We start from the raw sequence: 24,979 nt of genomic DNA, 5'->3' as shown, positions 1-24,979 counted from the left end.
AAATTAATCGGATAATAAAAAATAAATTTGACATTTAACATTTAAAAGAGAGATATTATTGCACGTTTTGTACAATAGCATCTCTCTTTTTAAAAAAAGATTATTAGATATTAATCTTCAGATTCTTCAACTGAGAATACCTGACGTTTTCTAGCCATTTCATCACTTTCAAGATATTCATCGTAAGTTGTAACTTTATCAATCATGCTACCGTTAGGTAAGAATTCAATAATACGGTTAGCTGTTGTCTGAACAACTTGGTGATCTCGGCTTGAGAATAAGATAACACCAGGGAATTTAATCATACCATTATTTAATGCAGTGATTGATTCCATGTCTAAGTGGTCAGTAGGTTCATCAAACATTAAAACGTTGCTTCCTTCAATCATCATACGAGAAAGAAGTACACGAACTTTTTCACCACCGGATAATACACGCATCTTTTTAACACCATCTTCTCCGGCAAATAACATACGTCCTAAGAATCCACGTACATAAGTAGCTTCTTTAACTTCTGAGAATTGAGTTAACCAATCAACGATTAATGAATCAGTGTCAAAAATCTCAGTATTATCTTTAGGGAAGTAAGACTGGCTTGTTGTTACACCCCATTTATAAGATCCTTCATCAGGTTCTAATTCACCTGCTAAAATTTTAAATAATGTTGTTTTTGCTAATTCATTTCCACCAACGAAGGCGATTTTGTCATCATGTCCAACGATGAAAGAAATATTATCAAGAACTTTAACACCATCGATAGTTTTTGAAATTCCTTCAACTGTAAGAACTTCATTTCCGATGTCTCTGTTTGGTCTAAAATCAATATATGGATATTTACGGCTTGAAGGTCTAATTTCGTCAAGCTGAATTTTTTCAAGAGCTTTCTTTCTTGAAGTAGCCTGCTTAGATTTTGAAGCATTAGCAGAGAATCTTGAAATAAATTCTTGTAATTCTTTGATTTTTTCTTCTTTTTTCTTATTAGCTTCTTTCATCTGACGAATCATAAGCTGACTTGATTCATACCAGAAATCATAGTTACCAGCATAAATCTGTATTTTACCATAATCAAGATCTGCAATGTTAGTACAAACCTTATTAAGGAAGTATCTATCATGTGATACGATGATTACAGTATTTTCGAAGTTAATAAGGAATTCTTCTAACCACGAAATAGCATCTAAATCCAAGTGGTTAGTAGGCTCATCGAGTAAAAGAATATCTGGATTACCAAATAAAGCCTGAGCAAGTAAAACCTTAACTTTAGAAGCACCAGGTAAGTCCTTCATTAATGTATAATGCTCTTCAGAAGGAATACCAAGACCATTTAAAAGTGTAGCTGCATCACTTTCAGCATTCCATCCGTCCATCTCAGCAAATTCAGCTTCTAATTCACTAGCACGAATTCCATCTTCGTCACTAAAATCTTCCTTAGCATAAATTGCTTCTTTTTCCTTCATAATATCATATAGACGGCTATTTCCCATGATTACTGTATCAAGAACCATTTTGTCGTCATATTTAAAGTGATCTTGTTGTAGGAAAGAAAGACGTTGACCTGGAGTGATAATAACTTCACCACTAGTTGGTTCAATTTGTCCAGATAGTATTTTTAGAAAAGTAGATTTACCAGCACCGTTAGCACCGATTAATCCATAACAATTGCCCTCGGTAAATTTGATATTAACTTCTTCAAAAAGAGCTTTTTTACCAAGACGTAGAGTTACGTTACTTGTTTGAATCATAATTTTTAATTCTCCTATAAAATAATAAATAAAATATACTGTTTAATTATAATTTGTGAAAAAAAAATAGAGTCCTAGATGTATAAAAACATGAAGTCTTCTATACTATGCACAAATATATCATATTACATAATGTTCAAATGATATAATACTAAAAAACAACCTAAAAAGCAACTATAAAAAAATTATAAAAAAAGCGGATTTATATGCAATAGCACTATTAATTATATGAATAATTACCACCTTATATATAAAATAACTAAAAAGTATCTCAAAAAATACAATCCATTATAGTGGTTTTGCTTGATTTTTTTTGAAAAAATGTCTATATTTATATGTAGGGGATCGATTGAAAGGTCGATACAAAAATTTTGGACATTTGTTTAATAAAGAGTAGGAGGATTTACATGAAACGTTCAATGAAAACAATGGATGGAAATCATGCTGCAGCTCACGTATCATACGCTTACACAGATGTAGCAGCAATCTATCCAATCACACCATCATCTGTAATGGCTGAAGCAACAGATGAATGGGCAACAGCAGGAAGAAAAAATATTTTTGGCCAGGAAGTACAGGTTACTGAAATGCAGTCTGAAGCAGGTGCAGCAGGTACAGTACATGGTTCATTGGCTGCAGGTGCTTTAACTACAACTTATACAGCATCTCAGGGATTATTACTTATGATTCCTAACTTATATAAAGTAGCAGGAGAAAGATTACCAGGTGTATTTAACGTATCAGCACGTTGTGTAGCTTCTCATGCATTAAATATTTTCGGTGATCACTCAGATGTTTACGCTTGTCGTCAAACAGGTGTTGCAATGCTTTGTGAATCATCTGTACAGGAAGTTATGGATTTAACACCTGTAGCTCATTGCGCAGCAATCAAAGGAAGAATTCCATTTATTAACTTCTTCGATGGATTCCGTACATCTCACGAAATTCAGAAAATTGAAACATGGGATTATGAAGATCTTAAAGATATGGTAGATATGGATGCAGTTGATGCTTTCCGTAAAGGATCATTAAATCCAAACCATCCATGTCAGATGGGTTCAGCACAAAACCCAGATATCTTCTTCCAGACAAGAGAATCATGTAACACAGCATACGATGAATTACCAGCAATCGTACAAGAGTACATGGATAAAGTTAATGAAAAAATTGGAACAGATTATAAATTATTTAACTACTATGGTGCACAGGATGCTGAAAAAGTTATCATCGCTATGGGTTCAGTTTGTGAAACAATCGATGAAACAATCGACTTCTTAATGGCTAGAGGCGAAAAAGTCGGTGTTGTTAAAGTTCGTTTATATAGACCATTCGTAAAAGAAGCTTTAATCGAAGCAATTCCAGATACAGTTAAGAGAATTTCAGTATTAGATAGAACTAAAGAGCCAGGTTCATTAGGTGAACCATTATACTTAGATGTAGTAGCTGCATTAAAAGGTTCTAAATTTGATCAGGTTCCAGTATTTAGTGGACGTTATGGTTTAGGTTCAAAAGATACAACACCAGGACAGATCGTTGCAGTATACAATAATGACTCAAAAGAAAGATTTACAATTGGTATCATTGATGATGTTACAAATCTTTCACTTGAAGTAAAAGAAAATCCAGTTACAACACCAGAAGGAACAACAAACTGTAAATTCTGGGGACTTGGAGCAGACGGTACTGTAGGTGCTAATAAGAACTCAATCAAGATTATTGGTGATAATACAGATATGTATGCTCAGGCATATTTCGATTATGACTCTAAAAAATCAGGTGGCGTTACAATTTCTCACTTAAGATTTGGTCATACACCAATCAGATCAACATATTTAATTTCACAGGCTAACTTCGTTGCTTGTCACTGTACAGCTTATATTTACAAATATAACATGGTACAAGACTTAGTTCCAGGTGGTACATTCTTATTCAATACACAGTGGTCTGTAGATGAATTAGATGAAAAATTACCAGGACAGGTTAAGAGATACATCGCAGAAAATAACATTAACTTCTATATTATCGATGGTGTTAAAATTGGTAAAGAAATCGGACTTGGAAAACGTATCAATACAGTTTTACAGTCAGCATTCTTCTCATTAACAAAATTAATTCCAGAAGAAGAAGTTATTAAATTAATGAAAGACGCAGCTACAAGATCATATGCTAAAAAAGGTGATAACGTTGTACGTATGAACCATGAAGCTATTGATGCTGGTGCTACAGCATACGTTAAAGTAGATGTTCCAGAAAGCTGGAAGAATTGCCCAGATGATGATTACTCTAAAGAAGTTAAAGGTGACCGTAAAGATGCCGTTGATTTCGTTAAAGAAATTCAGGCAAAAGTTAACGCACAGCAGGGTAATACAATTCCAGTATCTGTTGTTAAAAAATATGAAACAGGTTACACACCATCAGGTACAGCTGCATTTGAAAAACGTGGTGTAGCTACTGATGTTCCAGTATGGGATTCAACAAAATGTATCGAATGTAACCAATGTGCATATGTATGTCCACATGCGGCAATCCGTCCAGTTGCATTAACAGAAGAAGAGGCTGCTAATGCTCCAGAAGGAATGCAAATTAAAGACTTAAATACAATGCCAGGATACAAATTTGCAATCACTGTATCAGCATATGACTGTACAGGTTGTGGATCTTGTGTAAATGTTTGTCCTGATAAAGTTCAGGCAATTTCAATGGCTTCATTTGAAGAAAACGAAGGCGAACAGGCATTCTTTGATTATGGAGTATCTCTTCCAGAAAAAGAAGAAGTTATCGAGAAATTCAAACTTACAACAGTTAAAGGTTCTCAGTTCAAGAAACCATTGCTTGAGTTCTCAGGAGCTTGTGGTGGATGTGGAGAAACTCCTTATGCTAGATTAATCACACAGTTATTTGGTGATAGAATGTACATTGCAAACGCAACAGGATGTTCTTCAATTTGGGGTAACTCATCACCATCTACACCATACACAGTAAATGCTAAAGGACAGGGTCCTGCATGGTCTAACTCATTATTCGAAGATGCAGCTGAGTTTGGTTATGGTATGTTACTTGCTCAGAGAGCTATTCGTGATAGATTAAAAGATGAAGTTGAAAAATTAGCTTCAGAGAGCACAGCAGTTAAAGATGCAGCAGACAAATGGGTAGAAACATTTGCAAGTGGTATCACAAACAAAGATGCAACAGATAAATTAGTTGAAGCATTAGAAAAAGATGGTTCAGAAGCAGCAAAAGCTATCCTTAAAGAAAAAGATTACCTTGCTAAGAAATCTCAGTGGGTATTCGGTGGTGACGGATGGGCTTACGACATCGGATTCGGTGGAGTTGACCACATCTTAGCTTCAGGAAAAGATATCAACGTAATGGTATTTGATACTGAAGTATATTCAAATACAGGTGGACAGTCTTCAAAAGCTACACCAACAGGTGCTATTGCACAATTCGCAGCAGGCGGAAAAGAAACTAAGAAGAAAGACTTAGCTGGTATCGCTATGAGTTATGGTTATGTTTACGTAGCACACATCGCTATGGGTGCAAACATGGCTCAGACAGTTAAAGCACTTGCTGAAGCTGAAGCATATCCAGGACCATCATTAATTATTGCTTATGCTCCATGTATCAACCACGGTATCAAGAAAGGTATGAGCAAAGCAATGACAGAAGAAAAACTTGCTGTTGAATCAGGATATTGGTTCAACTTCAGATATAATCCTGAACTTGCTGCAGAAGGAAAAGATGCATTCATCTTAGACAGCAAAGAGCCAACAGGTGATTATCAAGAATTCTTAAAAGGTGAGAACCGTTACGCTTCTTTAGTTAAGTTCCACCCAGAAAAAGCTTCTGAGTTATTTGCTAAAGCAGAGCAAACATCTAAAGAGCGTTATGAGCACTTAAAGAAACTTGTAGATTTATATGCAGGTAAATAATAAAGGTTTTCATGTCTAAACAATATGTTTAGAGTTTTATGTAATCTTAAATGGGGACACTATTCTGAATAAGAGTAGTGTCCTTTTTATTTTTTAAAAATTCATGCAAATTTATTAATTTTCAGACAAATAAGTTTGACATTAAAAATGTCTAATGATAAAATTTAATTATGTATTATAGGGTTTTAGTATAAAAAAAAGGAGAGGTAGAAATGAAAAAAGAGGGAATAAAATTCCAAAAAGAGACAGATAATAGTAACAGGGATTTGATATTAGATTATGAAGATATTGATATGGCTGATAATGCTAGTGATGATATAATGGAGATTACAATTGATCCTAAGGTTAAATTTCCTAAAGAATTTAATGAAAATTTAACAGAAGTTTTTAATGAATCGTTGGCTGAAGAGGGAAAAACACGTCAGCAAAGATATGTTACAAGAACAAGAACTGCAAGAACTCAAAGGGTTAATAAGATAAAAAAAGAAACAATAGATCATAAACAAAATGAAAATGAGGGATTAGAAATGGAGAACGTTGTTGAAAAGAACCAGGAACTAGAAAAAACAGATAACCTTGAACATACAGTTACTCAGGAGAACAAACAAGAAAAAATACAAGAGAAACCACAAGAAAAAAACTTAGAAAAAAAAACTGAAAGAACAAAAGAAAGAACACAATTTACAGCTAGTAATATTACTATAGTCAACATGGGAGATGATACAAAGGAGAATAGGTTAGAAAAAGAAGGGGGAAATGATATGGAGGCAGATTTATTAGCAGTTGAAAATGACGGATTATTACAGCAAATAGATGAATTCAGGGAGAAAGCAAAAATGTTACAGACACTAATACAGACAAAAGAAAATCAAGCAAAAAAATTAGAAGGAATTGTAGCTGAAAAAGAAGATAAGGCCGAAAAACTTCAACAAATCGTGAATGAAAGACAAGAAAAAGCTGATGGTATTACAGGTGAAGTAAATAAAAGAATAAAAGAAATGGAACGAGAATTGGTTGAAAAAATTAATGTTATAGAAGAAACTATAGATTCACGTTTAAAAGAAAATACTTCAAATGCGAATGAAATGAATAATCAGTTAAAAGAGACAGTTACAGATTCTAATACACAGGCTCTTAAAAAAATTGATGAAAAATTAGGAACAGTTGTAACATCAAGAGAAATTGAAGGAATTGTTGAAGAACAATTGGAAGAAACTAAAATTGTTTTATCAGAAAAGATACATAGTGAAGATGTAAAATTATATAGAAATACAAAAGATGCTCTAAAAGATATTGAACAGCAACTATATAATATAGAAAACGTAAAAGATAGCACAAATTCTGTAAAAGGATTATTAAAAGCAGTTATGGCATTGTCTTTAATAAATTTTGCGGGAATAGTTGCAATTGGTTTGTATATGCTTGGATTTATTCATCTTTCATAAAATATCAAACTAATCAACAGAATAATGGATTATTATAGAAGTGACCATCTGAAGTAGTATGGAAAAAATGAATTAAAAAAGAACCATGGTAGAATCAATAAACTATCATGGTTTCTTTTTGATAGAAAAATCTGTAAAAATAAAAACATATAACGTAATGCTATTAAATTATAATTAAAAGATACATAGGCAAAAAGAGTTGTGTGTGTTATAATATAGACACTTACGTTCAGGAGGTAGGAAATGCAGATACAAGAGTTAACTACTTATAGAATTATTGAAGATAAGAAAATAGATGATATAAATTCAAAAGGTTATATTTTGGAACACATTAAAAGTGGAGCAAGAGTCAGTGTTATTTCGAATGAAGATAAAAATAAAGTTTTTTATATAGGATTTAAAACTCCACCTAAAGATGAGACAGGAGTACCACATATTATTGAGCATACAGTTTTATGTGGATCAGCCAAATTCCCTGTCAAAGACCCATTCGTTGAATTGGTAAAGGGTTCACTTAATACATTTTTAAACGCGATGACATATCCAGAGAAGACAGTTTATCCAGTAGCAAGTTGTAACGATAAAGATTTTCAGAATTTAATGGATGTATATCTAGATGCAGTTTTTAATCCAAATATTTATAAGTATAAAGAAATATTTAAACAAGAAGGATGGCATTACGAATTAGAGGATAAAGATTCATCTCTTAAGATAAATGGTGTCGTCTACAATGAGATGAAAGGCGCTTATTCTTCACCAGAAGAGGTACTTCAGGAAGAAATTAGTAAAGCGTTATTCCCAGACAATGCATATGGAAAAGATTCAGGCGGTAATCCAGAACATATTCCAGAATTAACATATGAGGATTATCTTGATTTTCACAGAAAGTATTATCATCCAGTTAATTCATATATCTATTTATACGGAGATATGGATGTGGTTGAAAAACTAGATTGGTTGGATAAAGAATATTTAAGTAAGTACGATAGAATTGTTGTTGATTCCGAAATTGAAAAACAGCCGGAATTTGATGGAATAAAGGACATTGTTAAAGAATATTCAATAGCTTCAGATGAAGATACTAAAGATAAAGCTTATTTGTCATATAGTAAAGTTATAGATGACGTGTTAGACACTAAGCTTTATCATGCATTTGATGTTCTTGACTATTGCTTAATTTCTGCACCGGGAGCCCCTGTAAAGAAGGCTTTGATTGATGCAAAAATTGGTAAAGATATTTCAAGTTCTTATGACGATGGCATTTTACAGCCAACATTTACGATTTGCGCTAAAAATGCTAATGAATGTGACAAAGAAAGATTCGTGCAGATTATTGATGAAACACTTAGAAAAGTTGTAAAAGAAGGTATTAATAAAGAAGCAATTTTAGCTTCAATTAATTCATCAGAATTCCGTTTCAGAGAAGCAGACTTTGGTCAATTCCCTAAGGGATTACTATATGGATTACAGATGCTTGATTCGTGGTTGTATGATGATACTAAACCATTTTTACATTTAGAGTGTTTGGATACTTATAAATTTCTTAAGAGCCAGATAGGTACAGATTATTATGAAAAATTAATAGAAAAGTACTTGTTATCTAAGAAAAATGGTGCAGTGATAACATTAAAACCTGTTGCAGGATTAAATTCAAAATATGAAAAAGAGCAGGAAGAGAAGTTAGCCAAGATTAAAAGTCAGATGTCTGAACAAGAAATAGAAGATCTTGTTAAAGAAACTAAGCATTTAAAACAATACCAGGAAGAACCATCTTCTAAAGAAGATTTAGAGAAGATTCCAATGCTTAAAAGAACAGATATTTCACCTAATGCAATGCCATTTAAAAACGAAAAAGTTGTAGTAGAAGATGTGCCTGTTATTTATCATGATTATGAAACAAATGGAATTGATTACGTTGATTTCATGTTTGATACAACAGACTTTACATCGCAGGAATTACAGACATTGGGATTGTTAAAAGCACTGTTAAGTTTTGTAGATACTAAAGAATATAAATATTCAGATTTATCTAATCAAATTAGTATTTATACAGGAGGAATTAATTTTTCAGTTTCATCTGTAACTAAACTTACAGATTATGAGCCTCTTATATATATTAATGCAAGGATTCGTGCTTTGCATGAAAACATTGACAAGGGACTTTCACTTTTGTGGGAAATTCTTTTAAATACTGATTTTTCAGACAAAACAAGAATAAAAGAATTAATAGCTCAAACAACTACTAGATTAAAGAATAGCTTAAGTAGTAGTGGAAATGTGGCGGCAGCTTTAAGAGCAATGTCTTATGTTTCAAAATATGGATATTATTCTGATTTAGTTGTCGGTATAGAGTTTTATAGATTTATATCAGATATAGATAAGAATTTTGATGAAAAAATTGATACAGTTATTGAAGATGTCAGAAAAGTTCTTGTTAAAGCTATATCAAAAAACAGATTGACAATCAGTTATACAGGTAATAAGGATTTATTTGAGGATACTAAGAAGACGATTTCTAAATATATTTGTCAATGTCCTGTTGGCTCTAAGGCTGGTAAAGCTTTACCAGTTGAATTTGAACAAAAAAATGAAGCATTTATGGATGCCTCACAAATACATTACGTTGCCAGAGTCGGAAGCTTTAAAAAACACGGCTATGATTACACAGGACTTCTTAGAATTCTTAAGGTGATTTTGAGTTATGATTATTTATGGATTAATGTCAGAGTAAAGGGAGGAGCATACGGTTGTTCAGGCTCATTCCAGAAGACAGGAGAAGTTATGTTTACTTCTTACAGAGATCCAAATCTATCTGCAACAAATGATATTTATGAAAGAATACCAGACTATGTTAGAAACTTTGATGTTGATGACAGAGATATGACTAAATACGTTATTGGAACTTTCAATTCACTTGATGCACCACTTTATCCGGAAGCATTAGGCTTAAGATCATTTGTGGCATACTTAGTCGGAGAAACACAGGAACGTATACAAGAAGAAAGAAATGTTATTTTAAATGCGACACAGGAAGATATTAGGAAACTAGCCGATATGTTAGAAGCAGTTTTAAAGGAAAATAACATTTGTGTAATTGGTAATGAAGTTACAATCAAAAAAGAAAAAGACTTGTTTAATAATGTTGAAACATTATAACTAGTAACGTAATGTATAAGCGAGTGTGTGTTTTTAGAAGATAGACTCAATGATCAAATATAAAGTGTTAATATAAAAGTCAAATGCAATAGAAGAAAGGAGAGTATAGGCGCAATTGGCGTTTATACGAAAGATAATGAACGAAAGTTTTAAATCAGGATTTGTTACAATTATTGGAAGACCCAATGTTGGAAAATCAACATTAATGAATAAAATTATTGGACAAAAAATTGCGATAACATCAAATAAGCCTCAAACAACAAGAAATAGAATTCAAACAGTTTATACAGATATGTCAAGGGGACAATTAGTTTTTTTAGACACACCTGGAATTCATAAAGCCAAGAATAAGCTAGGCCAATTTATGGTGAATGTAGCTGAAAAAACATTAAAAGAAGTAGATGTTATTTTATGGTTGGTAGAACCTTCGACATATGTTGGCGCAGGCGAACAACATATTATAGAACAATTAAAGAAAGTTACCACACCAGTTATTTTAATTATTAACAAAGTTGATACTGTAGAAAAAGATAAGGTACTTGAATATATTGATACTTACAGAAAACTATATGATTTTGCAGAAATTATTCCAACATCAGCACTCAGAGGTAATAATATAGATGATGTTATAGATAGTATTTTTAAGTATATGCCTTATGGGCCACAATTCTACGATGAAGATACTATAACTGATCAACCTGAAAGAGCAATTTGCGCAGAAATTATTCGTGAAAAAGCTTTACATGCATTAGATGAAGAAGTACCACATGGTATTGCTGTTGGAATTGATTCAATGAAAACAAGAAAAAATAAATCTGGATTGATTTATGATATTGATGCGACAATTGTATGTGAGAAGAATTCACATAAAGGTATCATTATCGGAAAACAAGGTGCAATGCTTAAGAAAATAGGAACAAATGCACGCTTTGAAATTGAAAGATTATTAGATGCAAAAGTAAATCTTAAATTATGGGTTAAAGTCAAAAAAGATTGGAGAGATAGCGATTTCTTAATCAAGAACTTTGGCTTTAAAGATGAAAATTAATTGTTATGATTAATAATAATTTAGTATTAAAAGGCATAGTATTGTCGGCTATGCCTGTGGGCGATTATGATAAGAGATTAAGCATTTTAACTCGGGAAAGAGGAAAAATAGTTGCGTTTGCAAAGGGTGCAAGAAGGCCAAATAATCAATTGGTGGCAGCAGCTAATCCATTTTGTTTTGGCGAATTTGAACTTTATCAGGGAAAGAATGCATATACATTGTCTAAAGCTAACATACAAAATTATTTCAGAGATTTGGCAAACGATATTTCTACTGCGTATTATGGATTTTATTTTTTAGAATTTGCAAGTTATTTCTGCCAGGAAAATGTAGAAAACTTAGAATTCTTAAAGCTTATTTATCAGTCACTGCGTGCGTTAGAGAGTCCACGGTTTGATAATAAACTAGTGAAGGCGATTTTTGAATTAAAGGCGCTTACGATTGAAGGAATTGCTCCGATGATGTTTCATTGCATAGGATGTCATACGACAGAAAAGCTTAATTATTTTTCCATAGAGCGTTCAGGTATTGTATGTCAAAAATGTAAGAAAGATATACATGTTTATAAGATTTCAGATGCCACACGATATACTATGCAGTATATAATCAGTCAACGAATTGAAAAATTATATACTTTTAAATTGACGGATGAAATTTTAAGTGAATTAAGTTATATAATAAAAAAATTTATTGATTATCACATACAGCATAGGTTTAAGTCTCTTGAAATAATAGAACAAGACGTGTATAATTACAAGAGTTAATGCTTAAGTAACGGACAAGAAGGTAGGAAAAAACATGAAAAGATTATTTATGATAATTCCAGTGTTTGTACTAGTGCTGGGAATGTGTACAGGGTGTGGTAAGAATTACGAAGCAAAGAAGAGTACACTATTTATAGAAAGTGATGGAGGGGTTGTATCAAAGGATATAGAGGCATTTGATACACACGAATATAGTAAAGAATCATTTAGAAAATACGTCAATCAAAGAATTGATGACTATAACAAAAAAATGGATTCGAAGGCTATCAAGCTAAAAGAACTTGAATTTAATAATGACAATGCAATTTTAACTATTTCGTATAAATCATATAAAGATTATTCGAAATTTAATGATATTGATTTGTTTGTAGGAAGTGTTTCTGATGCAGTAGCTGAAGGTTATTCTATAGACACTAATTTTGTTAAAATTGAGGACAATAAGCCTGTTAAGAAAGTATCATGTAATAAGGTTTTAGAAAACAATTCGGATAAGATTGTTATAATTAAAGCTAATACAAGAGTTAATATTTCAGGTACAATTAAATATACATCAGCAAAGGATGTAGAATTAGTCAATGATAATACTGTTGACATTAAAGAAAACACTAATTTGCTTGATAAAATACCTGATAAGAAAGAGTCAGATAAGGATTCATCAAATAAGAAGTCATCAGATAAGAATTCTATATCAAAAGATAAGTCATCTAAAAAAAGTAAAAAAGACAAAGTACAATCTGATGGAAGCGTAGATGAAAAAGATCTTGAAGTAGGAAAAGACAAAGAAGAAGATGTTAAATTCAATTTTAAAGAAGATAAATTAAGTTCATCTTCACAGATTTCAGATGTTTTCACATACGTTGTATTTGATTAATAATATTGCTAAAAGTCATTAGGATTATTCCTAATATTTTTATAAAAATCACTGAGAATGAGAGGAAAATCTGTTATGGAGAAAACCATGGATAAAATTGTACAAGTAGCTAAAGCAAGAGGATTTGTATATCCTGGCTCTGAAATTTATGGAGGTCTTGCTAATACTTGGGACTACGGTAATTTAGGTGTAGAATTAAAAAATAATGTAAAAAAAGCTTGGTGGAAAAAGTTCATCCAAGAGAATAAGTATAATGTAGGTGTTGACTGTGCCATTCTTATGAATCCACAGACATGGGTTGCATCAGGTCACTTAGGCGGATTCTCAGATCCACTTATGGATTGTAAAGAATGTCACGAGAGATTTAGAGCTGATAAAATTATCGAGGAATTTGCAGCTAAAAACGATATTGAATTAGAGACATCTGTAGATGGATGGACAAATGAGGCAATGCAAGATTTCATTAAAGAACATGAAATTAAATGTCCTTCATGTGGAGCTCATGATTTCACAGATATCAGACAGTTCAACTTAATGTTTAAAACATTTCAGGGTGTAACAGAAGATGCTAAAAATACAGTATATCTTCGTCCTGAAACTGCACAAGGAATTTTTGTCAACTTTAAGAACGTTCAAAGAACATCTAGAAAGAAGATTCCATTTGGTATTGGACAGGTTGGTAAATCATTTAGAAATGAGATTACACCGGGTAACTTCACATTCCGTACAAGAGAATTCGAGCAAATGGAGTTAGAATTCTTCTGTGAGCCAGGAACAGATATGGAATGGTTCCACTATTGGAGAAGCTTCTGTAAAGAATGGTTATTATCATTAGGAATTAAAGAAGACGAAATCAGATTAAGAGACCATGATCAGGATGAATTATCATTCTATTCAAAAGGTACAACTGATATTGAATTCATGTTCCCATTCGGATGGGGTGAATTATGGGGAATCGCTGATAGAACAGACTATGATTTAAAATGTCATCAGAATGTTTCAGGACAGGATTTAACATACTTTGATGATCAAAAAGGCGAAAAATACTTACCATACGTTATCGAACCATCATTAGGTGCAGACCGTGTAGTATTAGCATTCTTATGTGCTGCATATGATGAAGAAAACATTGGTACAGAAGAAAAACCTGATGTTAGAACTGTTTTCCATTTCCATCCAGCATTAGCACCAGTTAAAATTGGTGTATTACCACTTTCTAAGAAATTAAACGAAAGTGCAGAAAAAGTATTTGAACAGTTATCTAAACAATATAACTGTGAATATGATGATAGAGGTACAATTGGAAAACGTTACCGTCGTCAGGATGAAATTGGTACACCTTTCTGTGTTACATATGACTTTGATTCAGAAGAAGATCATGCAGTAACAGTACGTGATCGTGATACAATGCAACAGGAAAGAATTAAAATCGAAGATTTAGATGCATATTTTGCAGATAAGTTCAAATTCTAATTAAAAGCTTTAGTAATTAAAAGGTAGGTCAATGGTTACTAATTGATCTACCTTTTAAAGTTAATGAGGAAGTAAATGTTACAAGAAAGAATAATATATAAATTGATGGCTGTGTTAATTTTATATGCTTTTTGTATAATCTTTTTTTATATGTGTGTAACAGAAAGATTGACACAAGAGTATTGTGAATTGGGCTTTGTTGGAATATTAGTCAATTCATTATTTTTGATGAATATTATTGGAATAAAAAATGGAATAATGTTTTTTTTCCCGCTAGAAATAGTTACAATTGTATTGATGTGGTCACCGTTAAAGGAAAGAATAAGTTTTTGTGCACGCGGGTTATTACATTATTATCCTATAATATATCCTTCAATTATATGCATTGCAGGCCTTTTAAACTATGAATTAATTGAATTCCAAAAGAACAAAGAAGATTTAATAGAGCAACATAATGTACAAAAAAAGGAATATGCTTTAAGATACGATGAACAGGTAATGTTGTATAGAGAAAAAAATAGCATAATTCAAAATTATTATTCTAAAATGAATAGGCATGTGCTTATGTTGATGAAGTATATAGAACAGAAACAGTATGATGATGCACTAGAGTATATAGAAAGAGTTAATGGGCAAATAGATTATTCTGAAAAATCATATAGTAATTGTGCCAATCAAACAATAAAAGGAGTTCTGATTTTATTTGATGAGAAAGCAAGACAGAATAATTGTAAACTGTTTGTAAGGACTTTGGTGCCGGTTCAAATTAGTTTAGATTCAAAGGAAATAGTGTATATAATGGCAGCATTGCTAGAGAATGCAATTGAGTCATCTAGGATGGCGTACAGTTATAAAGAAGCACAAATAGATGATCAACCAGTTATACGTTTATATCTCGATTATGATACAAGTTCTGATACAATTGATATAAAGATGGAAAATTATTGTGGAAGGAAGGTATTATTTGATGAGAAAGGAATGCCTGTTACCGATAAAGAAAATGGTGGTAATGGAGTTAAAACAGTATGTCATATTGTAGAAAAATATAATGGTAAAATAAAATTTATTCAACATGGTAAGACATTTATAACAAGAATTCAAATTAATTGTTAGTAATTTTTAGAAAATTTAAAATTACTAGTTAGTTGAATTCTTTTTTTTGTAAAAACAAAAAGTCGGAAAATATAAAGAAGCAGGCAAATAAATACGACAATAGCGAATAAAGCGTACAGTATACAAAAAACAATAAAAAATATGATGAATTTAAAAAAAATACTTGTAAAACATCCTAAGTGTGTTAAAATTAATATGTACGATATAACTAAAAAATCGCACGAAATATAGTATTGGTTATACATTTTACTGAAAAATGTTAAAAGAGGGTAAAAATGAAGTATTAGGAGGATGTGTAAAATGGCAAAGAAATGGGTTTATTTATTCACAGAAGGTAATGCTGACATGAGAGAATTACTTGGAGGAAAAGGAGCTAACTTAGCCGAGATGACTAATATTGGTTTACCAGTTCCTCAGGGATTTACAATTACTACCGAGGCATGTACACAGTACTATGAGGATGGCAGAGAAATTAACCAAGAAATACGTGGACAGATTAATGAGTATATTGCAAAGATGGAAAAAATTACAGGTAAAAAGTTTGGTGACAAGGAAAATCCATTATTAGTATCTGTTCGTTCAGGTGCGAGAGCTTCAATGCCTGGTATGATGGATACAATTTTAAACTTAGGTTTAAATGAAGATGTAGTCGATGTAATTTCTAAAAAATCTAATAATCCAAGATGGGCATGGGATTGCTACAGACGTTTTATTCAAATGTATTCAGACGTTGTAATGGAAGTTGGTAAAAAATATTTTGAAGAATTAATCGACAAAATGAAAGATAATCGTGGAGTTAAACAAGATGTTGAACTTACAGCTGATGATTTGAAAGAATTAGCATATCAGTTTAAAGATGAATATAAAGAAAAAGTAGGAGAACCATTCCCAGATGATCCAAAAGAACAGTTAATGGGAGCTATTAAAGCTGTATTCCGTTCATGGGATAACCCAAGAGCTAACGTATATAGAAGAGATAATGATATTCCTTATTCATGGGGAACAGCTGTAAACGTTCAGTCAATGGCATTTGGTAACATGGGAGATGATTGTGGAACAGGTGTAGCATTCACAAGAGATCCTGCAACAGGTGAAAGAGGCTTATTTGGTGAATTCTTAACAAATGCCCAAGGTGAAGACGTAGTAGCCGGTGTAAGAACACCAATGAGAATCAGTGAAATGGAACAGAAGTTCCCAGAAGCATTTGCACAGTTTAAAGATGTTTGTCAGATCCTTGAAAAACATTATAGAGATATGCAGGATATGGAATTTACTGTAGAAAATGGTAAATTATATATGTTACAGACAAGAAACGGAAAGAGAACTGCTCAGGCTGCTTTAAAAATCGCTTGCGATTTAGTTGATGAAGGAATGAGAACAGAAGAAGAAGCTGTATCAATGATTGATCCTCGTAACTTAGATACATTATTACATCCACAGTTTGATGTAAAAGCATTAAAAGCAGCAACTCCAATGGGTAAAGGACTAGGAGCTTCTCCTGGTGCAGCATGTGGTAAAGTAGTATTTACAGCTGACGATGCTGTAGAATGGGCTAACAGGGGTGAAGATGTTATTCTTGTTCGTTTAGAGACATCACCAGAAGATATCACAGGTATGAAGTCTGCTCAAGGTATCTTAACAGTTCGTGGCGGTATGACATCACATGCAGCCGTAGTTGCAAGAGGAATGGGTGAATGTTGTGTAGCTGGTTGTGGCGATATCACAATGGATGAAGAAAATAAACGCTTTAAATTAGGTGGAAAAGAATATCATGAAGGAGATATTATCTCAATTGATGGTTCAACAGGTAACATCTATGATGGTGTAATTCCAACAGTTGATGCTCAAATTGCAGGTGAATTTGGAAGAATCATGGCTTGGGCAGATAAATTTAGAAGATTAAAAGTTAGAACAAATGCTGATACTCCTCGTGATGCTAAGAAAGCAAGAGAATTAGGAGCAGAAGGTATTGGTTTATGTAGAACAGAGCATATGTTCTTTGAGGCTGATAGGATTGCAGCATTTAGAGAAATGATTTGTTCAGATACAGTAGAAGAAAGAGTTGAAGCACTCGATAAGATTTTGCCTTACCAGCAAGGAGACTTTAAAGCACTTTATGAAGCACTTGAAGGAAATCCTGTTACAATTAGATTCCTTGATCCACCACTTCATGAGTTTGTTCCAACAGAAGAAGCTGATATCAAAAAATTAGCAGAAGCAAAAGGAAAATCTGTTGATGAAATTAAAGACATTATTGATGGATTACATGAATTTAACCCAATGATGGGACACAGAGGATGTAGATTAACAGTTGCTTATCCTGAAATTGCAAGAATGCAGACAAAAGCTGTAATTCGTGCAGCAATCGAAGTTCATAATGAACATAAAGATTGGGATTTACGTCCAGAAATCATGATTCCACTTGTATGTGATGTAAAAGAATTAAAATTCGTTAAGAAAATTGTTGTAGAAACAGCAGATGAGGAAATTAGAAAAGCAAATAGCGATATCAAATATGAAGTAGGTACAATGATTGAAATTCCAAGAGCTGCACTTACAGCTAATGAAATTGCAAGCGAAGCTGATTTCTTCTGCTTTGGTACAAACGATTTAACACAGATGACATATGGATTCTCAAGAGATGATGCTGGAAAATTCTTAGATGCATACTATGATAATAAGATTTTTGAAAACGATCCATTCTCTAAATTAGATCAGACAGGTGTTGGTAAATTGTTAGAAATGACAATTAAACTTGGTAGACCAGTTAATCCATCATTACACATTGGTATTTGTGGAGAACATGGAGGAGATCCATCATCAGTTGAGTTCTGTCATAAGATTGGCTTGGATTATGTAAGCTGTAGCCCATTCCGCGTACCTATCGCAAGACTCGCCGCAGCGCAGGCATCCATTAAAGAAAGAGAAGAAAGAAAATCAATGGAGATTTTATTATCTTCAAAAAGCAAAAAAGAAAAAGTTTTAGTTTAAAAAAGTAGTACATAAAAATTATATATAAACATAAAATTATGAAAGCAATAATATAATAAAATCCAAGAAAACCAAGGCAGAGTAGGACTTAAAAAAGTTCAAAATGTCTTGGTTTTTTATAGTACAATAATTTATATAAAATGTTATTGCATAATCTTTTGTGTTGAGTTACGATTATATATGTGAAAAATGATAAATAAATAGAGGAATTTGTGTATTTAGTACAATATAGTGGGCATGTTGCATAAACACAGAATCTGTATATATTGGGAGAAGATAATGAGAAAAAAATACGAGAAAGTAGGGCTTAGAACAATTGTAGGAGTTGTTGTATTTACAATTGTAGTGCTAGGCGGAATACTTTTTATACAGCGTCGTTTGACTGGCGAGGAGATAAAACTTACAAAATGTAAATATGAAAAGATTGAATTTTCGGAGTTAGCAGATATAATCGAAAACGACAAGTCTAATTTACGACAGAATATCGAATCAAAAACATATAAAATACTCGGTAAATATCGAGGTGGTAAAGTTTACAATTATAAATATAAGTTAAATCAATGGTTTCAAACAAAGAAAGTTAACGTTGCTTTGTGTTCTTTTTGTGTAAAAAAGAATGATGAATCAAAATGGACGAACGATGATTATAATAAATTTAAATCATTATATTCAAAAGGGAAAATAACAGTGGATTTTTTGATAAATGGAAGTGTTATCGAACCTAGATTTATTCTTTCCACTAATAAAAAAGAATTGATAGTCAAAGGTGGAATATATTATAATTCTTTGGGTTTGAAATTAAATAAAACAGGCAACTCTAGATTTATCGAAGAAGTAGATATAGATGAAAATAGGGGGAGCGAGGATAACAAAATACGTTTTGCATGTCCTGATAAGTGTGCTACTGACAAAACATTAGAATATAAGGGAAACAACAAAGAATATGTCAATAAAATAGAAATCAACTCATACGGTATTAATATTGAATTAAATATTTCAAAACAAATTAGTGAGTATAAGAAAAAATTAGAAAAATTAAAACCAAATGAGAATGAAGAAAGTGTAGGATATGACATATGTGATTCTGTAGTAATAAAATATAAGGATGGCAATACGAAACAATACTACACAAAGGATTTAATAGCTTCGAACTCAAGAGTGTCATTTCAAGATGCTGATATGACGGATGAATTTGTTAGCGAAAAACAAAAAAAAGCTGCAATAACGGTCATACGAGACATAGATATAGATAATGTTGTTTCAGTGTTTATTAATAATAAAGAGTATAAAATGAGGTAAGTGAAGTGAAACAGTATACATGGAAAAATGAGCAGAGGAAAAAAATTACAATATTTCTTTTGTCATTAATTGTAATAATTTTTATAGTAGCTGCAATATTTGGAGAATACACAAAACGAAGTTTTAGAAATGATATTAAAAATAACCATTTTTTCAAAGATAAAAAAATTATTCTATCAACATATAGTCAAGAACTTGGTTGTAACAACGATGGGTATGCGTATGATGGAGACATTTCATCCGTTGAGGATTTGATAAATATAAGCGATTGCGTGGTAAAAATTAAATTGATAGATGCTGATAAAAGGCAAAAATGTACTACATCATTACTTTCTAAGGTTAAAGTCCTTGAAGTATATAAGGGTAAGCTTTTAAAAAAACAAAATATAATGTTGCTTGAATTTATTGAGCCAACAAAAAATCAGATTATGTCTGTAAATGGTTATAATGCACTTAAAGAAGGTAAAGAATATATAGTTTTCTTGAAAAAATTTAAAAATCGTAATTATTCAATTGAACATAATTCTGGAGAAAAAATGGATACAGATAGCATATATGCTCCTGTGTCACCAATTCTAGGAAAATATCCTACAAATAATTCCTATAAAAAAGTAAAAACACTTGAAAAAAAGAGATTAAACCAAGAAAGTAAGCCATATAAATATAATACAGTAAAAAATTATGAAATTTTTACAGATAGTTCTAAAGTCTTAAACAAATATATTTATATAGGTAATCAGGTTTATAAAAGGTATGGAGGAAAATAGATGGGAATGTTCAAAGAAGAATTACTAAAAATCTTTTGAGTAAGCTAGCTGCAATTGTTATTGCAACTGTTATATTAGTCGCAATTCCATTGGCACTTAACATGATTCTTACATTAATAACATTTCCAATACAAGGAGCATATACTAATACTGAGACTTATTTGTCATTTGTGGTAAAAAACGAATTGCAGTTTGAGGAATTATTAGTTAAAGAACCATATATTAATTTTTTGGTGTATTCGTTAATAAGAATAATGACTGCTGTATGTTATGCAGTTTTTGCTTTTGGATTTTCAACATTATATACAGAAAACAGATATATAATTCTTTTATCAGGAGTGCTGTATTATTATGCATTTCAGATTTTAGGTTTACTTTTTCCAAATGATATCTTTAGAATAAACATATATAATACTAATGGAACAAATCAAAGTATTTTAGGTACATTAATTTTTATATGTACAGGAATTGTTTTAGGTATAGTAATGACAATAATTGGAAGTAAGAGGGAACTTTAATATGATTAAAGCAGAATTAAAAAGAATATTACAAGCAGTAGTGCTAATTAGCATCTTATTATATGGAATCATGTATTATATTGTTAGTGACGTTGATGTAAATCAATATAATTTTGTAAAATGCGTGGAATGCGTTTTCAATTATAGGTTATTCATAGGCGTATATAGTTTAATATTCCTTTTCGTGATTTGTATGTATTTAAAAAGAGCTGTAGTAGTAGAAAAAATTATTAAATTGTCAGATATAGATGATTATATTTTGTTTTTAGAGAAAAAAATAATGATGATTTCAGCAGGATATTCAGCAGTAATTACGATATTGTGGGGAGAAATATCAATAAATTTATTTGGTTTGGAAAAAATTGATAGTTTAATGCTTTTTAAAATGTTTATTACACAATTTGTAGGGTGGTTATTGCTATCAGGTCTAAGCTTGCTAGTCATGTTTATCTTTGTAAAACCAGTTATTACTTTTGCAATATTAGAGGCATTGACAATACTTTTGAATTTTAGATTCGATTTATCTAAGTCAGGAAAATTGGATTATTTTCAAGTTAGAGAGTATATGTATGGGTTTATGAATCAAGGATTATATATTAATTTAGCAAAAACATTCTTTTATTTTGGGTGTATCGTAGTAATATACGTAGTTACAGTGAAAATCGCACAAAAAAGAGATTATTTGGCAGGAAAGGCGAGAGTAAACAATGAATAAAAGAATTATAGTGTTATTAGGAGTACTAATAGTTATAGGTGGATTTATTCCATCTGACACAAAAAATATATATGCATTAGTTTTGGATATTTTTAACATTAGGAAAGGAATTGCGGATGCATATGTATTTGAATCAATGATGAGATTTTTGTTACCCCAGATAATATTTTTTGCTTGTTTTGGAGATTTTTTTAATACTAATATAATTAACAATGCATGTATGCTTTTTATAAGAAACAAAAAAAATAATTACGTAGTAAATAAGTACGCTAAGATGCTGTTAATTAAAGTAGTGGTTTCAGTGTTGAGCGTTTATGCAATTATTATTTTTCTAAGAATATTACAAAGCAGAAACTTAGAATCAAATTGTGTTGTTTTATTATTGTTTTGGGTTGTTAACTATGCAGTTTATATGGCATTTTCAATAATGGTTGCTAATGTTTTAGCTATTTTTGTGGGAGCAGCAGAGGCAACGGCAATAGTGTTTTTCGTAAAAATTGTTGAAGTAATGATACTAGCAAAAGCAGTTGATAATAACATATATGATAAAATTTCAAAAGTTATTCCAATAAGTATTATTGCTGGCAGAACTAATTATTTAGAAAAAAGTATAACTATAACAGTATTTTTTCAGTATTTTTTAATTCCGTTTATTGTAGGAGCAATATTATGTTTGGTAACAATTAGAATATGCGGTCGCCTATTAAATCATAAAGAGTGGTTTTGATAGAGTTAAGTAGGTAAAAAGAGTAATTTTGATAAAGTTAAGTATGCAACAGGTAAGGAGAACAGTATGCAAAAAATTATTTTAAATAATGTTTCTAAGATAATTAAAGGACGAACAGTCCTTTCTGGTATTAACATAAAATTAGAAGGTGGAACAATTTATGGACTTTCCGGAATAAATGGATCAGGAAAAACGATGCTTCTTCGTATGATAGCGGGCCTTATTAAGCCTACAACAGGTGCAGTTTTTATAAATGAAAAGGAATTACACAAAGATATGGATTTTCCAGAAGATGTTGGTGCCTTAATAGAAAACCCAGATTTTTGGCCAAGTTATACAGGAGAAGAAGCGCTTTATTCGATTGCAAAAATAAAAAAGCAAATAGGAATACCTGAAATCCAAAAAACGTTAGAATATGTTGGCTTAAAGCCAAATGATTCACGTACCATAAAAAAATATTCTCTTGGTATGAAAAAACGTCTAGGCATAGCTCAAGCCATAATGGAGAATCCAAAGATTTTGCTCTTAGATGAACCATGCAATGCACTAGATTCCGAAGGTGAAAAAATGGTGAGTCAACTCCTTCAAAAGAAAAAGGAAGAAGGTGCAATTGTTGTTATCGCAAGCCATGCACAAAATGATTTGGCATTGTGTGATTATATTTTTGAAGTGAGGGATGGGAGGATAGAATCTTGAGAAGAACTTTTGTTGGATATAAGTCCTTTAAAATGTGCAGCATATGATATAATTGACATAACGATGTTGACTATATCAGACAAGACAGAGTGTCTGACTAATATAAAAGGGGGACTTTAATATGTCGAGAGGCACAAATCAAAAGTTTAAGTTCACTTATCTGATGAAGATGATGCAGGAAAAGACTGATGATGATCACGCTCTTACAATGCCGCAGATTAGGGAAGAACTTGAAAAATATGGTGTGACTGCAGAACGAAAAAGTATCTATGCAGACTTTGCGGATATGGAAAAGTTCGGTGTAGAGATTATTAAGGAGCAGATTGGACGTGAAACGTATTATCACGTTGGAACAAGAGCGTTTGAACTTGCAGAGGTGAAGCTTTTAGTTGATGCAATTCAATCATCAAAGTTTATTACGCAGACTAAGTCGAGAAATCTTATCACCAAGATGAAGTCATTTGTTAGCCAGTATCAAGGAAGCACATTACAGCGTCAGGTCATTATTAATGATCGTGTAAAATCTATGAATGAAAGTGTTTTCTATAATGTGGATGAGGTCTATACAGCAATTAATGAAAATAAGAAAATCCGATTTAAGTATTACAAGTGGGATATCAATAAAAAGCTGATTGCGCGTAAAGGCGGCGATTGGTTTGAAATCAGTCCGTGGGGACTAACCTGGGCAGATGAGAATTACTATATGATTGCTTATGATGAGTGGGATGGTAATGTTAAAACTTATCGAGTAGACAAGATGATGAGAATCTCGATTTTAGATGAAAAGCGTGAAGGACAGAAAGAGTTTAAGGCATTTGATATGTCTAAGCTTTCAAAAACAACTTTTGGAATGTATGGCGGTCATAAGAAAAGAGTGAAGATTCAATTTGAAAATAGTATGTGTGGAGTTTTTCTAGACCGCTTTGGAAAAGAAGATATTAATTTTAAACCTATCGGGGAAAATTGGAGCGAGTTTAGTGTTGAAGTCAGTGTAAGCCAACATTTCTTTGGATGGCTGTTTGGCATGGGACCTAAAGTTAGACTTGTTGGACCGGATGATGTGGTTGAAGAATTAAAAGAATACGGAAAAGCATATTTTGAGAATATGAGATGATAAAGGGAGGCTAGTAATAATGTTTGCTGAGTTGATTGGAGCAAGAGTTACGCATAAAAAGTTTGTCAAAAGCTAATCCAAATTAGTAATGGGTTAATGCTTGAACAAGTAATTAAAGATGTTGGAACTGAAACATTTGAGGCGTCCTCAGGAATGGACAGAGATTAAGGCAATTCAGTTTATCTGGGTTGTCTTTTTTTATGCTCAAATTCAGGTAAAAATGAGCTGGTGTTTTTAACGTACAGGTCAGAGTGTAAAGTAATAACATCAAAACAATTGTGGTATTGTACAATAAAATTTGACACCCTATCCTCAAGGTTTTTGATATAATGATAATCAATCAGAAAACAGGAGGACAATATGGCAAAAAAACAAAGAACATATGACATGGAGTACAAAGCACAGGCAGTAAAACTCGCACAGGAAATAGGTGGACATAAAGCAGCGAAAGAATTAGGTGTTCCAGACGGTACTATCTATTGTTGGATAAAAGCATTTAAAGAAGGCCGTTTACATGTTGCATCAGCAGTTCATACACCTGATGATGCTTTATCACTGAATGAGGAACTAATCGAACTTAGAAAACGTATCAGAGAACAGGAAAAAGA

Annotated in this window: 18 protein-coding genes; 17 read left to right on the top strand and 1 reads right to left on the bottom strand. The window is 31.9% G+C overall.

Annotated features, from left to right (window positions below; translation table 11 throughout):
* Positions 1 to 110: 110 nt before the first annotated feature.
* Positions 111 to 1,742, bottom strand: coding sequence for an ABC-F family ATP-binding cassette domain-containing protein (locus BLV79_RS04245; protein WP_074716453.1), 1,632 nt, complete (start codon positions 1,740 to 1,742; stop codon positions 111 to 113).
* Between the two features lie 407 nt (positions 1,743 to 2,149).
* Between BLV79_RS04245 and nifJ the strand changes: the two genes are divergently transcribed.
* From nifJ to BLV79_RS04160, 17 genes are all read left to right on the top strand, one after another.
* Positions 2,150 to 5,674, top strand: a complete 3,525-nt coding sequence (gene nifJ, locus BLV79_RS04240) for a pyruvate:ferredoxin (flavodoxin) oxidoreductase (RefSeq protein WP_074716451.1) — start codon at positions 2,150 to 2,152, stop codon at positions 5,672 to 5,674.
* A 212-nt stretch (positions 5,675 to 5,886) separates the two neighbouring features.
* On the top strand, positions 5,887 to 7,119 hold the full coding sequence (locus BLV79_RS04235; RefSeq protein WP_074716449.1) for a hypothetical protein: 1,233 nt from the start codon (positions 5,887 to 5,889) through the stop codon (positions 7,117 to 7,119).
* 243 nt (positions 7,120 to 7,362) lie between these two features.
* Positions 7,363 to 10,275: an insulinase family protein gene (locus BLV79_RS04230; RefSeq protein ID WP_074716447.1), complete on the top strand. Its 2,913-nt coding sequence runs from the start codon at positions 7,363 to 7,365 to the stop codon at positions 10,273 to 10,275.
* Positions 10,276 to 10,411: 136 nt separating this feature from the next.
* Entirely contained in the window at positions 10,412 to 11,323 is a 912-nt protein-coding gene (gene era / locus BLV79_RS04225; RefSeq protein WP_074716445.1) for a GTPase Era, read from the top strand.
* Positions 11,324 to 11,331: 8 nt separating this feature from the next.
* Positions 11,332 to 12,087 (top strand): DNA repair protein RecO, encoded by a 756-nt coding sequence (gene recO / locus BLV79_RS04220; RefSeq protein ID WP_083354447.1) that lies wholly within the window; start codon positions 11,332 to 11,334, stop codon positions 12,085 to 12,087.
* 34 nt (positions 12,088 to 12,121) lie between these two features.
* Positions 12,122 to 12,958 (top strand): hypothetical protein, encoded by an 837-nt coding sequence (locus BLV79_RS04215; RefSeq protein WP_074716441.1) that lies wholly within the window; start codon positions 12,122 to 12,124, stop codon positions 12,956 to 12,958.
* Positions 12,959 to 13,033: 75 nt separating this feature from the next.
* A complete protein-coding gene (locus BLV79_RS04210) occupies positions 13,034 to 14,431 on the top strand; it encodes a glycine--tRNA ligase (RefSeq protein WP_074716439.1) in 1,398 nt (465 codons plus the stop codon).
* Positions 14,432 to 14,506: 75 nt separating this feature from the next.
* Positions 14,507 to 15,544, top strand: coding sequence for a GHKL domain-containing protein (locus BLV79_RS04205; RefSeq protein ID WP_074716437.1), 1,038 nt, complete (start codon positions 14,507 to 14,509; stop codon positions 15,542 to 15,544).
* A 300-nt stretch (positions 15,545 to 15,844) separates the two neighbouring features.
* A complete protein-coding gene (gene ppdK, locus BLV79_RS04200) occupies positions 15,845 to 18,535 on the top strand; it encodes a pyruvate, phosphate dikinase (RefSeq protein WP_083354438.1) in 2,691 nt (896 codons plus the stop codon).
* A 279-nt stretch (positions 18,536 to 18,814) separates the two neighbouring features.
* Entirely contained in the window at positions 18,815 to 19,834 is a 1,020-nt protein-coding gene (locus BLV79_RS04195; RefSeq protein ID WP_074716435.1) for a hypothetical protein, read from the top strand.
* Positions 19,835 to 19,839: 5 nt separating this feature from the next.
* The gene (locus tag BLV79_RS04190) at positions 19,840 to 20,601 is read left to right on the top strand and encodes a hypothetical protein (protein ID WP_074716433.1); all 762 of its coding nucleotides are present in this window, start codon (positions 19,840 to 19,842) and stop codon (positions 20,599 to 20,601) included.
* Positions 20,602 to 20,636: 35 nt separating this feature from the next.
* Positions 20,637 to 21,119, top strand: a complete 483-nt coding sequence (locus BLV79_RS04185) for a hypothetical protein (protein ID WP_074716431.1) — start codon at positions 20,637 to 20,639, stop codon at positions 21,117 to 21,119.
* Position 21,120: 1 nt separating this feature from the next.
* Entirely contained in the window at positions 21,121 to 21,834 is a 714-nt protein-coding gene (locus tag BLV79_RS04180; RefSeq protein WP_074716429.1) for a hypothetical protein, read from the top strand.
* Positions 21,827 to 22,561: a hypothetical protein gene (locus BLV79_RS04175; protein ID WP_074716427.1), complete on the top strand. Its 735-nt coding sequence runs from the start codon at positions 21,827 to 21,829 to the stop codon at positions 22,559 to 22,561. The genes BLV79_RS04180 and BLV79_RS04175 overlap by 8 nt, the downstream gene beginning before the upstream one ends.
* Before the next feature lie 66 nt (positions 22,562 to 22,627).
* Positions 22,628 to 23,257 (top strand): ATP-binding cassette domain-containing protein, encoded by a 630-nt coding sequence (locus BLV79_RS04170; protein ID WP_074716425.1) that lies wholly within the window; start codon positions 22,628 to 22,630, stop codon positions 23,255 to 23,257.
* Between the two features lie 121 nt (positions 23,258 to 23,378).
* The gene (locus tag BLV79_RS04165) at positions 23,379 to 24,371 is read left to right on the top strand and encodes a helix-turn-helix transcriptional regulator (RefSeq protein ID WP_074716423.1); all 993 of its coding nucleotides are present in this window, start codon (positions 23,379 to 23,381) and stop codon (positions 24,369 to 24,371) included.
* Positions 24,372 to 24,731: 360 nt separating this feature from the next.
* The coding region (locus BLV79_RS04160; protein WP_143470208.1) for a transposase at positions 24,732 to 24,979 on the top strand (248 nt) is incomplete at its 3' end.

Source organism: Lachnobacterium bovis DSM 14045 (assembly GCF_900107245.1).
GTDB lineage: Bacteria > Bacillota > Clostridia > Lachnospirales > Lachnospiraceae > Roseburia > Roseburia bovis.
The sequence above is the reverse complement of the archived record's forward strand: the minus strand, read 5'-3'. Positions and strand labels throughout refer to the sequence as shown.